This window comes from Bradyrhizobium cajani, from assembly GCF_009759665.1.
GTDB lineage: Bacteria > Pseudomonadota > Alphaproteobacteria > Rhizobiales > Xanthobacteraceae > Bradyrhizobium > Bradyrhizobium cajani.
This window is the reverse complement of sequence record NZ_WQNE01000024.1, coordinates 61229-74742: the sequence shown is the minus strand read 5'-3', so window position 1 is coordinate 74742 and position 13514 is coordinate 61229. Positions and strand designations below refer to the sequence as shown.

At 57.1% G+C, this 13514-nt stretch carries 11 protein-coding genes; 4 read left to right on the top strand and 7 right to left on the bottom strand.

Annotation, left to right across the window (positions count from 1 at the left end; genetic code table 11):
• Positions 1–75 precede the first annotated feature (75 nt).
• Together panD and bioB are read right to left on the bottom strand one after the other, a co-directional pair.
• Positions 76–429, bottom strand: coding sequence for an aspartate 1-decarboxylase (gene panD / locus GPL20_RS25625; RefSeq protein WP_157332846.1), 354 nt, complete (start codon positions 427–429; stop codon positions 76–78).
• A 51-nt stretch (positions 430–480) separates the two neighbouring features.
• Positions 481–1473 (bottom strand): biotin synthase BioB, encoded by a 993-nt coding sequence (gene bioB / locus GPL20_RS25620; protein ID WP_157332914.1) that lies wholly within the window; start codon positions 1471–1473, stop codon positions 481–483.
• Positions 1474–2119: 646 nt separating this feature from the next.
• Between bioB and GPL20_RS25615 the strand changes: the two genes are divergently transcribed.
• From GPL20_RS25615 to GPL20_RS25605, 3 genes are read left to right on the top strand one after another with little or no spacing between them, the layout of a single operon-like run.
• Positions 2120–2515 (top strand): Dabb family protein, encoded by a 396-nt coding sequence (locus GPL20_RS25615; protein WP_157332844.1) that lies wholly within the window; start codon positions 2120–2122, stop codon positions 2513–2515.
• A 55-nt stretch (positions 2516–2570) separates the two neighbouring features.
• Positions 2571–3965 (top strand): aminodeoxychorismate synthase component I, encoded by a 1395-nt coding sequence (gene pabB / locus GPL20_RS25610; RefSeq protein WP_205751204.1) that lies wholly within the window; start codon positions 2571–2573, stop codon positions 3963–3965.
• Positions 3962–4546, top strand: coding sequence for an anthranilate synthase component II (locus GPL20_RS25605; protein ID WP_157332840.1), 585 nt, complete (start codon positions 3962–3964; stop codon positions 4544–4546). The genes pabB and GPL20_RS25605 overlap by 4 nt, the downstream gene beginning before the upstream one ends.
• 233 nt (positions 4547–4779) lie before the next feature.
• Here GPL20_RS25605 and GPL20_RS25600 read toward each other — a convergent pair whose 3' ends face one another.
• Complete coding sequence (locus tag GPL20_RS25600; protein WP_157332838.1) at positions 4780–6312, bottom strand: porin; 1533 nt, start codon at positions 6310–6312, stop codon at positions 4780–4782.
• 441 nt (positions 6313–6753) lie between these two features.
• Here GPL20_RS25600 and GPL20_RS25595 point away from each other — a divergent pair, with 441 nt between their 5' ends.
• A complete protein-coding gene (locus GPL20_RS25595; RefSeq protein ID WP_157332836.1) occupies positions 6754–7257 on the top strand; it encodes a MarR family winged helix-turn-helix transcriptional regulator in 504 nt (167 codons plus the stop codon).
• Positions 7258–7511: 254 nt separating this feature from the next.
• Here GPL20_RS25595 and GPL20_RS25590 read toward each other — a convergent pair whose 3' ends face one another.
• The 4 genes from GPL20_RS25590 to GPL20_RS25575 all read right to left on the bottom strand — a co-directional run bounded on the left by GPL20_RS25590 (position 7512) and on the right by GPL20_RS25575 (position 13511).
• Positions 7512–8423 (bottom strand): alpha/beta hydrolase family protein, encoded by a 912-nt coding sequence (locus tag GPL20_RS25590; protein WP_157332834.1) that lies wholly within the window; start codon positions 8421–8423, stop codon positions 7512–7514.
• Between the two features lie 1091 nt (positions 8424–9514).
• Positions 9515–10801, bottom strand: coding sequence for an NAD(P)/FAD-dependent oxidoreductase (locus GPL20_RS25585; RefSeq protein WP_157332912.1), 1287 nt, complete (start codon positions 10799–10801; stop codon positions 9515–9517).
• Between the two features lie 92 nt (positions 10802–10893).
• Positions 10894–12033 carry a M24 family metallopeptidase gene (locus GPL20_RS25580; protein ID WP_157332832.1) on the bottom strand — a complete coding sequence of 380 codons (1140 nt, stop codon included), beginning with the start codon at positions 12031–12033 and terminating at the stop codon, positions 10894–10896.
• Between the two features lie 392 nt (positions 12034–12425).
• Positions 12426–13511: an ABC transporter ATP-binding protein gene (locus GPL20_RS25575; RefSeq protein WP_157332830.1), complete on the bottom strand. Its 1086-nt coding sequence runs from the start codon at positions 13509–13511 to the stop codon at positions 12426–12428.
• Positions 13512–13514 lie beyond the last annotated feature (3 nt).

Sequence of the window (13514 nt, the reverse complement as noted above, 5' to 3'; positions counted from 1 at the left end):
GTACCGCGGCGATCTGTTGCACAAGAGTTCTGGCCACCAGCAAGAACAAGAGTGTACCGTATCCGCCTTTGGCTTCTAATCTCGCAAGATGCGATTTTCTCGACCGACCACAACAACGCGCGGTGAAAAGACTTTAGCCTCCGCCTCATCGAGAGAGGCATATGCAACTATAGTTATCTTGTCTCCGGGTAGCGCGAGCCGCGCAGCCGCGCCATTCACGTCCACGGAGCCAGATCCTCGAGGGGCTGCTATTACATAGGTAGAAAAGTGCGTTCCGGTTTCCATGTTGTAGATTTCTACCCGTTCATTGATCAGAAATCCTGCAGCGTCCAACAGCTCACGATCGATCGAAACTGATCCTTCAGAGTGGAGATCGGCTTCGGTCACCGTTGCGCGATGAACCCTGCCTTTCATCACCGTAATCTGCATCTCTCATCCAGGCCGGATTTGCGAGCAGCGCGCAGGCTGCTTCCGTTTCGTCTAAGCCAGCTTCGACGCGATGCCGAGTCGGCGCAGCAAACTCGCATCCCGGTCTCGCTGCGGGTTCCTGGTCGTCAACAGCACATCGCCGATGAAGATGGAATTGGCGCCGGCCAAAAAGCACAGCGCCTGCAACTCGTCCGTCATATACTGCCGTCCCGCCGACAACCGCACGACACTCTTCGGCATCATGATCCTGGCCGTCGCTATCAGTCGCACCACCGCGATCGGATCGTGAGGGCTTGCGCTGTCGTTGACGGGCACACCCTTGACTTCATTCCACAAATTGAGCGGCACGCTTTCTGGGTGGTTCGGAAGGTTGGCCAGCAGCAGGAGCATTCCCAGGCGATCATCGACGTGCTCGCCCATGCCGATAATGCCGCCGCAGCAGACTTTGATGCCGGCCTCACGCACGTGCGCGAGTGTGTCAATGCGATCCTGCAGGGTACGAGTGGTAATGATCTTGCCGTAGAATTCTGGCGAGGTATCCACGTTGTGATTGTAGAAGTCGAGGCCGGCGGCGAAGAGCCGCTCGGCCTGCTCCATCGTCAGCATGCCGAGCGTGACGCAGGTTTCCATGCCGAGACCTTTAACCATGCTCAGCATCTCGCAAATCTGATCGAGATCGCGATCTTTGGGACTGCGCCAGGCTGCGGCCATGCAGAAGCGGGTCGCACCGGCGTCCTTGGCGCGCTGCGCGCTGGCAACAACATCGGCCCGATCCATCAGCCGAGTGGCCTTCACACCGGTCTCGTAGTGCGCACTCTGCGAACAGTAGCCGCAATCTTCAGGGCAACCACCGGTCTTGATGCTGAGCAGGCTCGCGGTTTCGATGCGGTTCGGATCGAAGTTGCCGCGATGGACGGTCTGCGCCTGAAAGATCAGGTCAGCAAAGGGCAAGCCATAAAGCGCTTCAGCCTCGGCGCGCCTCCAATCAGTCCGAACCGGCGCGCTGGCGCCGTGGTGGCGCTCCACTTGCATAGCGGCCATCATCAGGTTTGCTTCCAGAGCCACGAGCCGATCATAGAGACCATCTGCAGTGATCGAAGTAGCGGTTCACGGATCGGCACCAGCCGAACGTTCGAGGCCGCGATCTTTGGGAAAGCGTTCCAGGCGTGCAACCTTTGCCGCCCAACTGATGCTCACGAGAGCTGTAACGGCTAGCCAGCGCGTAAAGGGAGCGAAAAGCCACACAACAACGCAGAAAGCCTGCAACCATTCGGCAATTCTTGCGATTTCACGCAGACTTGGCTAGCGTTGCCGACTGCTTCATCTGAATACACCGCCTCGAACCCAACGCTTGCTTGTTTGTTGGCGATCTCTGGCGAGACACAGAACAAAATCACGTCTATGACACGGCTGGCGCGGTCGCGATGGTCTCCTGCTCGCCAGCCAGGGCCGACGCACCTTGCGAAATCACCACTGGCCGAGAACACAGGTGCGAGCTGGCGACCGTGCTTCAATCAGGATCATCGTTGATTGATTTGAACGTCTGGCGAGTTCAGTTGCAGCAAAGTGTTGCACATCGAACACCGACCTGTCTTGCGGAATGGCGAACATGCGGCGATAACGTTGCGAATGACACGAACTCCAGATAGCTATGAAGAACTGCTTCCCGAGCTCACTTCTACGGTAATCCATGATCCGTCATATCGTCTTGTTCACCGCCAAGGACGAAGCTCATATCGACCGAATGGTCGACGGTCTGTCCTTACTCACCACAATCCCGCATTCACGCCGGCTCGAGGTCGCTCGCAATCGCAAGACCGACCAGCTCGGCAACGAGATTGACGTCGTGGTCTACGGTGAGTTCGAGAACGAGACTGAACTCGCGGCATATAAGGCGCACAATCTATACCAAGAGTCGATCAAGCGGGTCCGGCCACTCCGGGAGCTGCGGTTCGCGGCTGACTACGATGCGGCCTCCAGCCCAGGTTTTTCGGAAACGGCCTCAAATAGACAGTCACTAGTCTCTTCGTGCGCCTGGCCCGAAGATCAACCTGAGAATCTGAAGATCTTCGGGGGCGGATGGTGATCACAATCGAAGCGGATCTCGCAGGGCGTCCTACCGGTGATTGACAGATAGCCCGATGCATGTTCGCGAACTGCAGTGGATTGATCCTGCCACGGTCCTGCGAGGTCTGGCGCACCGGCCGCACCTTACGTTTCTCGATAGCGCGGCAGGACACGAGTTGCTTGGTCGCTACTCATATCTGACGTGCGACCCGTTCGGCACTTGCGTCATCGCGGACGGGCAGCTGAGTTGCAACCGTGCGGCTCTGGAAGGCGATCCATGGGAAGGGCTTCGCACCCTTCTCGCCAGATTTCCGCAAGAGCTTCGTCCCCATCTTCCTCCATTTCAGGGGGGCGCGGCCGGGTTCCTGGGTTACGATTTGAACAGGACATTGGAGCGATTGCCGGCGCCGACAATTCCGGGGCTAAGTCTGCCACAATCCATCTTGCATCTCTACGATGTAGTCATCAGCTTCGACCACCGTCACAACCGATGCTGGATCGTCTCGACCGGATGGCCGGAGCAGGATCCGGCACGCCGCAGCGAGCGGGCGCGCCGCCGGTCCGATGAGTTTGCTGCTCTTCTTGCCGGCCGAAAAGCGACCCCGGACGAATATTTGGGCACGGCAGGACCTTGGCGCTCCAATTTCAGCCGTGACGGCTACATTGCGGCGGTACAGTGCGTCATCGGTTTAGTTCTGGCTGGAGATGTCTTCCAAGCCAACATTGCGCAGCGTTTCAGTGCGCGGCTATCAGCCTCATTTGATCCGGTTGCCTTCTACTGCCGGCTGAGGTTATTGAATCCGGCGCCCTTTGCGGCCCTGCTGCGCTATGGCAAGCTGACCATTGCATCGAGCTCACCAGAACGGTTTTTAAAGCTCGACCGACGACGCGTCGAAACGCGCCCCATCAAGGGCACAATCGCCCGGTCCGCTGATTCGAAAGAAGACCAGCGCCGCACTGAACTCCTGGTGACATCCGAAAAGGACCGTGCCGAAAACACAATGATCGTCGACCTCCTTCGTAACGATCTATCGCGAGTCTGCACTCCACGGTCCGTCGATGTTCCCGTGTTGTGCGGTTTGGAATTGTACGCCTCGGTGCACCACCTCGTATCTGTTGTTACGGGTGAACTGGCAGCAGACCAGGATGCCGTTGCATTGCTTCGCGCCTGTTTCCCCGGCGGCTCAATTACCGGGGCGCCAAAGGTGAGGTCGATGGAAATTATCGCCGAAATCGAACGTTTCCCGCGAGAGGTCTATTGTGGCGCAATCGGCTTCATTGGCTTCAACGGTTGCATGGACACGAATATTGCCATACGAACGGTGATGATCGACGGCGATCTGGCTGTGCTTCATGCAGGTAGCGGGATAACGGCGATGTCAGACCCTGCGGCCGAATACGAGGAAACGCTCGTCAAGGCGCAGCGAATCTTCGATGCATTTGACCCCGCACCCTCGGCTGCATCTTGATTGTCATCATCGACAACTACGACTCCTTCGTCTTCAACATTGCGCGGTATTTTCACAACCTTGGTGAAAAAACCGAGGTTATCCGAAACGACGCGGTCAGAGTTTACGATCTGGTTGGGTTCAAGCCTCGCGCCTTAGTCATCTCACCCGGCCCCTGCACCCCGCTCGAGGCCGGAATATCAATTCCCGTTGTGCGCGAACTTTCCGGTCGCGTCCCAATTCTCGGCATCTGCCTCGGGCACCAGTGTATTGGAAGCGTATTTGGCGGACGCGTGGCGCGGGCACGCCGTCCCATGCACGGCCGGTCCTCGCACGTGTTGCATGAGGGCCAAGGACTGTTCGACAAGCTTCCATCCCCACTATGCGTTGGACGCTACCATTCGCTCATTGTTGAGCTTGATGAGGCATGCGCGCCGCATCTCACGGTGACAGCCCGCTCGGACGAAGGCGAGATCATGGCACTCTCACATCGGTGCCACCCAACCTATGGCGTGCAATTCCATCCGGAATCGGTCCTTACCGAACAAGGGCATACGCTGCTTACGAACTTCTTGCGGCGTGCAGAGATTCCGCGACCATAAGAATCGGAGATTATTGACACGAGAGCTCAGGAAACCTCTCGTCGATTTGGCTGATCAAACGAGGCCGTATCGATTGCCGCTTAAGTCCAACAGGACCATGGAGCGGGACTCGAAAACTGGATCTGACGTGCGGAAAAAGCCCCCGGTGGGCATACCGGGGGCCTTCTTTGGAGGTTAAACTTTAGATCATCAGAGCCGTTAGTTATCTCTCCTTCCGTTGGATTACAGAGGACTTAGAAGTTGCGCTGAGCGCGGAGGAGCAGCACGAGGCTGTTCTGGTCCTTCAGCTCATAAGTCGCGGCTGGCTTTGCGATGGTCGATTGCAGCGGGAGGGTCACCGTGCTTCCGCTGGCGTATTTCTGGTCGAGCATCATGTACGCGAGCTCTGCCGTGAAGGTCAGACCCTTGACCGGAGTCCAGCCCGTCTTGGTACCAACAACTGCGTAGTTAAAGTCGGGGTTGCAGCCACCAGTACCGCTTGAGAGCGCGAGGGTCGTAACGAAGGCTCCGCAGATATATCCCTTCGCCGTGTTATTGTAACGCACAGCTGCCCACCCACCGAAAATGGAAGTGTTCCAGTACGGGTCCCAGTTGTGCGTGTAACCACCATTGAAGCCATAGGTCGTGGTCAGCTCCTGGTCGGCACCGGCGACGAACACGGAGTCAGAGACACCAGCGAGGCCCAGACTCTGGTAAGCACCTCCCACGCCCGTGCCGCCATACACCGCGAACGTGCTCGACATGAAGTCGTGGAAATTGTAACGGCTCGCGCCGTTCGTATACACGCCCGTCAAGTTGATCGAGTCACCCGCGCCAGTCGGGAGATTCTTTATCGACAAGGCCAGCTGAGCTGCCCAGCCCCATTTATCGCTCGGATGGCCGGTGACTTCGGACGCACCATAGTAACCAGCATGGTTATCATGCGCGGCGACTGAAGCCTGGAAGAGACCCCAGGCTTGGTCAACACGAATCTTGGCGACTAGGTCTGGAGCTCGCGAACCGCCGATGTCGTTGGCACCGTACGTGCCTGTAGCCAGACCGGCGGCCGTTGCGCCACTTACGTTCCAGACGTTGCTTTGGTAGTTAGTGACCTGATCCTGGGCTGAGACCGAAGCCGTAATGCCCTGACCGAAGTCGGCTGTATACGTGACCTGGCTCACCGGCTCCCAGCCCGCGCTGCCCGGCAGCTCATAGTTGTTCGCCGGATACTCGGCCCAAGGCGTTCTGAACTGTGATTCTGCCCGTCCAAATGTGAACCCGGCGAACTGGATGAAGGCGTAGTAGACGGCGAGCTTACCCCCGGCAACCTGGCCGCCACCGCTTCCTGCGGGATTCCTGCCGTCATAGGCGGTCGAACCATTCACGTTAGTCGTACCGGCACCCGCATAGCCGCCTGAAATCCAAGTGAACTGGCCTTCGAAGAAGGTTCTGACAAGGCCGTATTCGGTCGCGGTTCGCGTATCGATTTGCAGATCTTGGCGGGCGAGAGTCGTGTAGTAGTTGCTGAGGCGGTTGCGGGCGCCGCTCAGGTAGTTTGCCTGGCCCTCAAAGTCGGCGTTCGTGTTGATCGTGGTATCGACACGCAGGTAGCCCCCTAGCTTTATGCACGTATCGGTGCCCGGAATGTAATAGAACCCCGCACCATACAGCGAACAGATCTTCACGTACTCGATCGCCTTGGCCTTGACGGGCAGATCCGCTGCCTGTGCCCCGGCGCCAGCGAACATTGCCGCAGAACCGAGGATGAGACTCTTTGTCAGTTTCATCGATGAACCTCCAAGATGGAAACGTCGTTTCGATCCGCCTCTGCGAGCCTCACTCCAGAGGTGCTCGACGGAACGACTTCGAGGACCCCCTCGCTGTCGCCCAATCCTTAGTTCCGTCCGTAAATTGTTTCAATTAATTAATTTAGAGCGCTATATATTTGGCGTGCCGTGTTGCAGTTGAGCAACTCACGCTCGCAGACGGCCAATCCTAGCGCAAAAAAGAACCCCCAGGGGGCATCCCAGGGGTTCTGATTGGAGGTTTTGCCAGATCGTCGGACCAAAGAGCCTAAACGATCGAGCCGACACTACCGAAATTAATTGCATTTGTCAATTGATAATTTACATGGCGAGTATGTGCTTCGCTGACTTCTTTGGAAGATGGACCGAGGATAGGATGCATCGTCGAGCGACGAATCTCTTTTGAGGCCGAGAGAACCAACAATGAGCATTGGCGAAAAGCCCAAGTCTGAACAAGATCAATTGGATAGAGCAGCTAGGGACTTTATCTGGAATGTTGTCGAGATTCACTCTCAGCTTGACGCGATACATAAGGGTTGGGCCGACTTCTTGGGAATAACGGAGCCACAATGGTTGATCCTGATGGCCATTGATGAACTCGACCAAGGCCGCGGCGTTTCGGGAATCGCGGTTGCTACTAAACTGCGCATCCACCCCGCCTTCGTCACGAATCAAACCAAGAAGCTCGAGCAAATGGAGCTGCTGGCGCGCACGACTTCGCCGGAAGATGCAAGATTTCTGCAGATATCCCTTACTCAAAAGGCGCGGGCGGAAATCACCAAGCTGGCTCAGAAGAGACGAGCAATTTATGCAACAATCTTTGGCGATCTGGACGAGCAGTCGCTGGATTACCTCAACAAGCGACTAAGCTCGATTGCCAAGAATAGCCGGTTGGCATCTCAAAAACTAAACATAGGCTTGGTGTAAGAACCATCAGATTGGAAGCTAGTCGAGAGCTGCTAGCTCCTTGATAAGTCACGGGAGATGGCGAACGAGTGATCCACGCTACGTAGCGTACCACCGCTCTAGCTCCGACGCGTGCCTATATTTCCTCGTCTGCGCCTCTGGAATGGCTATAATATAACGGCGGAGGATTGCGGTCTCGACATCGCCACCTTCAAATCCCTTCCACGCAATATTGGCGCCCACGAGAGTCTCCCGACCGTCCTGACGGACAGTCTCTATGGAGCGACACTGCGCGCGAGCTTACCTTCCAGCCATCCAAAGATGTGCTCGTCGGCGGCAACAAAATTTTCGAGCCCCCCCATCGGAGTCTTTGTCGTGCGCGGCAAGGCCAGCTCGATATCGATACCCTCCGCCGTACAATCCGATTCTAGTTTGACCGCCTCCGGCACGCTGACGATCCCGCGCCCGCCCGCAACCACGAGAACCGGACATTTTAGCTGTCGTACCAATCGCGAACGACGCATCGAGACCACGCTTTCGTCCGTCACATCAGGGGTGCTCGTCATCCATCCAACGGTCGCCCGAGTGCGAGCCCAACTCCACAGCCCGCCGTCGCAAACGGCCGCAGCAACACGACGGTCAGATACCGCGAAATCAGTGCATAGGGCTGCCGATAGTCCCTCGCCAAAAATAGCTATCCGTGTGGCATCAACGCCAGGCCGAGCGGTTAAGTAGTCCAAACAGCAGGACAAGAACACTTCCGATTGACCGCGCAAGCGATTGGAGACATCGTCGTGAGAGACCACGAGAACCGACGTGCCGCGGCCAATGGCCACTGGCAAGAGCCTTGCGAACAGTGTCGTATCCGTTTCTTCTTCGCTGCTAACGCAAATGATCGCCGGAGCGCTAAAATGGCGGTCCCCAGCGGTTAAGTAGTAGGCATACTTGAGCTCGTCACAGAACGCAATTCGTACTCGCTCCACCTTCCGCTCCAGAGAGCCGAACCGCTGAATGCTCGCCTCGACTTTCGCGGAAAGGTCTGCGCCTTCGTGGTCACTTTCCTCGACTAGCCGCCTGGCAACTTCAAACGCAGTCAGCGCACAAAGCCAAGCTTCGGTGGCCTTGTTAAAGACCCCATTTTCGAAATTGAACTCTCCTACAAGGCAGTGAGCATCTCCGATATTCATCCATCTTGCCGCCCAATGCGACCGGCTCGGAGACTCACGAATGTCATGAAAACCATCTAAGAACAGCTCGGCCTCGCGCCGTGTGGATGCAAGGTTACCCCTTAATTGAGGCCAAGTCGCGCACAACATCCCATTCGCCCCCTGGTGCAATTCCTCACCGGTCGCCTGGGTTTTCCAAACAACCTTCTCGTACCATGACGCTGGGCGCGCGCTCGGATTTACAATAGCCGGCTCAGCAGCTGCTTATTCCAATCTTTTCCAAATACTAGCGAGCCTTAAAGCAAAAGCTCTCCAATGTAGGGCCATCTCCGCCGAAATTCTGCTTCCTCCGCCAAAATTCGCAGATTTTCGAAGGCGTGGACATCGCCTTTCGAGATGCGGGAGTAGGCAACACGGTCGAGGCGTTCTAGGCTTTTAATCGACAACCAGCCATCGATGTCACCATGACAGCAGTAGACTCCAGTGTGACCAGTGCGCGTTGAAGTAAGTAATCGACGATCGTGGAGCGCGCTAAACGTCTGCTAAAGAAGCCTCAAACATCGATGTCGCCCCCCGGGCAGTTTTCCATGGCGCGCGATAATCGAACCATGGTGGATGCAAATCGCGCCCGTGAGATGATCTGCCCGGTTCGCCGCGAGGGCAAATACAGAAAGCGCTTGATTTCACTTGGGATGTCGCAACCCGAGAAGCCCTATCCACACCTCGATTGCGACATTATCCTAACAAGGACGACTGCGCCTCGACCTTCCATCGTGAGTGTTCACGCGCCATTGAGGCACGAGCCGAGCCAATTCGCAACCGGGGCGCGTCCAGCGCATCGCAATAGCGGGCGTACGCGGGCGCGAGCGCATGGTCCACATCACCAGCTTTGAGATGGCTTTGGCCAATCTCCGGCTAGAACGTATAACTGTCAGGTGACGATACAATTGTTCGGCAGGACATAGCTTGTGATCCTGCTTGGCGCGGTACGTAAGATCTTGATAAAGTCGTGCCGCAGCAACCCGGTCGAGCCCGCAGCTTCAGCGGGTGCTCGATATCCGCCCGCGATATGCTCGATCAGCCTTTGGTTGAGACGCGTTTGCCGCGCGGCGCTAGCCTAATATTCGCGCGAAGCATGATCGGCCAAACCTCTTCAATGAGTATGGGCTCGGATCGATCTGCGGCTGGATATCGGCGGCGAAAGCAGCCACGATCTCAGCTGTCATTGGCGCTCCTGTAAGGCCGGTATGCCCGTGTCCGAACGCGTAGATAACGTTGGTGGCAGCACGGGAACGATCGATTACCGGCAGGCTGTCTGGCGTAGATGGGCGGCAGCCCATCCAGAATTCAGCGCCATCGTCATTCAACTTCGGGTACATTCGCTTGGCCATCTTGAGCATTGCTCTCGGGCGCCGTTCATCGATCGGAGCGTCCGCGCGCGCGATCTCCACTGTCCCAGCGATGCGCACGCCGTGCTCCATCGAAGTCATGCCGAACATGTAATCGCGGTTGCTAACCTTGACGCGCGGCCAGACACCAGGGTTCGGGAGCATGACGTGGTAACCACGCTCGGCCTGAAGCGGCACCTCATCTCCTAGCCCCTTGGCAAAATCTTTCGATGCAATACCCGCTGCGACAACAAAGATGTCCCCTTCCAGGAGATCGCCGTCGCAGCGTAAAAACCTCGCACGCCGCTCATCGAACTCGAACCGGATGGCACGCTGCTTGAGGATCACGCCGCCCTCACTAGTGATCATATCGGCGATGGTCTGAACCAGGCGCAAAGGATTGACGGTATGGCCGTTGTCCGGAAAGTAGAGCCCGCGAGAGAAAATCGGAGCCAAGTTGGCATCCATTTCGCGGATCTCGTCGCGATCGAGGGCTCTCGTTTCGATATCGAATTTTTTCCTGATCTCATTGGCCAAGGCTTCTGTTGCGTTTGGCGCATTCGTTGCCCAGACATACAGCTGCCCGGTCCTTTCTATCAGCCCAGTAGCTCGGCAACCGAGTAATTGCTGGTATCGCGTGTAGCTCGTTGCATGAAGCTGCCTCAACGCATTGGAAAGGCTATCAAGTTGATCGAGGCGTCCGGCTCGGATCCAGCGCATCAGCCAGGGAGCTGAACTTGGGAGATCGGACCACCGAACGACCAGAGGTCCGTTAGGATCGAACAGCCACTTCGGAACGCGCCTTAACATGCCCGGCATAGCGATGGGGACACAGAAGTCGGGACTTATTGCCCCACCGTTTCCATAGGAGCAGCCTCGGCCGGGCTCGCCCTGATCAACGATCGTGACAGAGAATCCCTCGCGTTGCAGCGCGCGAGCAGCCGTGACCCCGACAATTCCAGCGCCGAGTACGACGGCCCGCCGCCCATGTCCTGGTCCAGAATATCTCATTCCGCTCATGGATTCTCCAGCCATTTTGATAGTGGACCAGCGATGCCGCGAATGCCAGTATGCGCCGTGGCCTGCCAATGAAGGTGGAGCGGCTATCCCGCAACGAAGAGCTCGCGGGGTAAAGACGTCAGACGTTCCGAGCCGGTCTCTGTCACCAGAATGGTTTCGCTGAATGAGATGCCATTGGCATTGACGATCATGTGGAAGATCATGCCCGGCTGCAGCAGCCAGGTGTCACCTTCCATGAAGTCGCATGTCTCCCATTCCCCGGAAAAGGGAGGAAAACCGATGCCCAGGGAGTATCCAACACGAGAATAGTACGTCTTGCGCAGTCCTGCTTTTAGAACTGGCTGGCGTATGGCGGCGTCAATTTCGCCTGCAACTGCCCCCGGCTTCATCATGCTGAAGGCTCGGTCCTGGCTGCGAATCAAAAGATCAGCGACTTCCGCGACTTTGCCGGTGGGCTTGCCCATCACTGCAGTGCGCATCATTGCGGCTGTGTAACGCCTGATGCTGCTGGTGATCTCAAACTTCAGGACATCGCCGGCTTCAATGACTTTCTCGGTTGCAGTAGCATGACCGAGTGTCATTCTATAGCCAGACGACAAGTAATTCGGCAGACTTGGATATTCAGAGCCTGCCAGCGTCTGCGCCTGCTGAATGGCAGCCGCAATTTCGAGTTCTTTCTTCCCGATTGCTAGTGCGGCCAAACCTGTTCGCATCCCTATGTCGGTTATTGCCGCAGCGCGGCGCACATAAGCGATCTCCTGCGGAGATTTGATGAGCCGCACGCGGTCAACGATGCCCGATCCGTCGACTACTGTATTTGGTGATGCAGTACCACAAAGCTTCTCGAAATCCGCTACAGCGAGTGTGAAACAGGTCTTCTCAATGCCGATTGGTTTGCCTGCTTCGGTCCAACCTAACTTTGCGAGCCACCGGCCCGTGACGACCGGCGGATCTTCGTTATCGAGGTAGACGGCTTGTTGATCGCGATCGAGCCATGAATACTCATCGGCGTTTGGCCGCTCCAATTCGCGAACTAACAACAGTGGCTCGCCCTCGGCCGGAACAAGAAACACCTGGTAAGCAAAATAACCGGAGGTGTGATAGCCCGTCAGGTAGCAGATGTTATGCGGCGAATTCACAACCAGGCCCACCATGCCGCGCTGTTGAATCGCAGTTTGAACCTTTTCAAGCCTCTCTCGATACTCCTGAGGCGAAAAGGCCATATTTCTTCCAGCCAAAGCTTCTCTCCTCCTGTTCGGAGTTGCTGTCTTGACAGCACTTCGCGGCTCCCATCGACTATGAACAGGCCCAACTTTTCCTGTCAAGAAAAAAATAATACGCTCGGCGCAGGTCGTATTTTCTCAGCGAAGCACTGAGGGGCGTCACGACCTAGGATTTCTTTTCATGACCTTATCGCTGCCGCGAGGGGCAAGCCTTCAAGAGGAACTCGGTGGTAAGTCGAGCTAGGCGCTGCGGGAGAAGTGCAGAAAGAGAGCGACTTAGGAGTGCTGTTGAAAGGCACGAACTGGCGATATGCGCAGCTATGCGAAGACAGCCCCGCGCTTCTCCAAACGGCGCTGCAGTGCTTCGCAAGGCATCTAAGCTGTGCCGTTTGCTATTCCGTCAGAACGGTTGCGTCCGATACGGCCCACGAGGCGGCACAGGCATCCCCGACATCGGGCATCGATTTAGCCGAGATGTTCAGCACCTTCGACGTCAGCCTTAATCTGGAATCGCTGCGGAATTCGAAGATGGTTGCATCTCCAATAAACGTTCTGCCGACGACGTGCCCCGGAATCCCATGTGACGAGCCGGCGGCGCTGGGGTCCAGATGCAAATGCTCGGGCCGTACGCAAAGCGTTGCATCGCCGTCCGCATCGGGCCATGGCGCTGCAGGCAGCTTCTCGCCTGCGCCACCGTAAACGACGCCGGATTTGAGCTTGACCGGGATGAGGTTCACCTCACCGACAAAGCTCGCCACGAACAAGTCGGCCGGTCTGCGATAGAGCTCCTGCGGTGCAGAGACCTGCCGGATCCGTCCTTCGTGCATCACCGCGACCCGATCGGACATGGCGAGCGCCTCATCCTGATCGTGCGTGACGTAGATCATCGTCTTGCCGACCTCCTTGTGTAAGGTCTTGATCTCGCCCCTGAGGTGCTCGCGCAGCTTCTTGTCCAGCGCGCCCAACGGTTCGTCAAGAAGAAGAACCGGCGGATCGAAAACCAGTGCGCGCGCAATCGCAACTCGCTGCTGCTGACCGCCGGACATCTGGTGCGGGCGGCGTGAGGCCAAAGCCCCGAGGTGCACCTGATCGAGAACACGGCGAACCCGGGCCTCGACCTCCGCCTTTGCCACCCGCCGCATCCGGAGTGGATACGCCACGTTCTCGGCGACCGTCATGTGCGGGAAGAGAGCGTAGTTCTGGAAGATCACGCCGAGTTCGCGGCGGTGAGGCGGCAGGCGCGTAATGTCCCTGTCGTCCAACAGCACCCGCCCGCTGTCCGGCAGCTCGAAACCGGCGACCATCATCAGAGTTGTCGTCTTTCCGGATCCGCTGGGACCGAGCAACGAAATGAACTCTCCGGGCGATACGGAAAGACTGACATCGTCGACGGCCGTTGCGCTACCATACCGCTTTTGCAGGTTGTGCAGCGCAATGCCTCCAGTCTTCACATCCGTGCCGCTCACCTTGGCTCTCATCAA

Excerpts from the sequence above, each read along its gene's own strand:
- panD (WP_157332846.1), bottom strand. The coding sequence starts at position 429 with ATGCAGATTACGGTGATGAAAGGCAGGGTTCATCGCGCAACGGTGACC.
- bioB (WP_157332914.1), bottom strand. The coding sequence starts at position 1,473 with ATGATGGCCGCTATGCAAGTGGAGCGCCACCACGGCGCCAGCGCGCCG.
- GPL20_RS25615 (WP_157332844.1), top strand. The coding sequence starts at position 2,120 with ATGATCCGTCATATCGTCTTGTTCACCGCCAAGGACGAAGCTCATATC.
- pabB (WP_205751204.1), top strand. The coding sequence starts at position 2,571 with ATGCATGTTCGCGAACTGCAGTGGATTGATCCTGCCACGGTCCTGCGA.
- GPL20_RS25600 (WP_157332838.1), bottom strand. The coding sequence starts at position 6,312 with ATGAAACTGACAAAGAGTCTCATCCTCGGTTCTGCGGCAATGTTCGCT.
- GPL20_RS25595 (WP_157332836.1), top strand. The coding sequence starts at position 6,754 with ATGAGCATTGGCGAAAAGCCCAAGTCTGAACAAGATCAATTGGATAGA.
- GPL20_RS25590 (WP_157332834.1), bottom strand. The coding sequence starts at position 8,423 with ATGAATATCGGAGATGCTCACTGCCTTGTAGGAGAGTTCAATTTCGAA.
- GPL20_RS25585 (WP_157332912.1), bottom strand. The coding sequence starts at position 10,801 with ATGAGATATTCTGGACCAGGACATGGGCGGCGGGCCGTCGTACTCGGC.
- GPL20_RS25580 (WP_157332832.1), bottom strand. The coding sequence starts at position 12,033 with ATGGCCTTTTCGCCTCAGGAGTATCGAGAGAGGCTTGAAAAGGTTCAA.
- GPL20_RS25575 (WP_157332830.1), bottom strand. The coding sequence starts at position 13,511 with ATGAGAGCCAAGGTGAGCGGCACGGATGTGAAGACTGGAGGCATTGCG.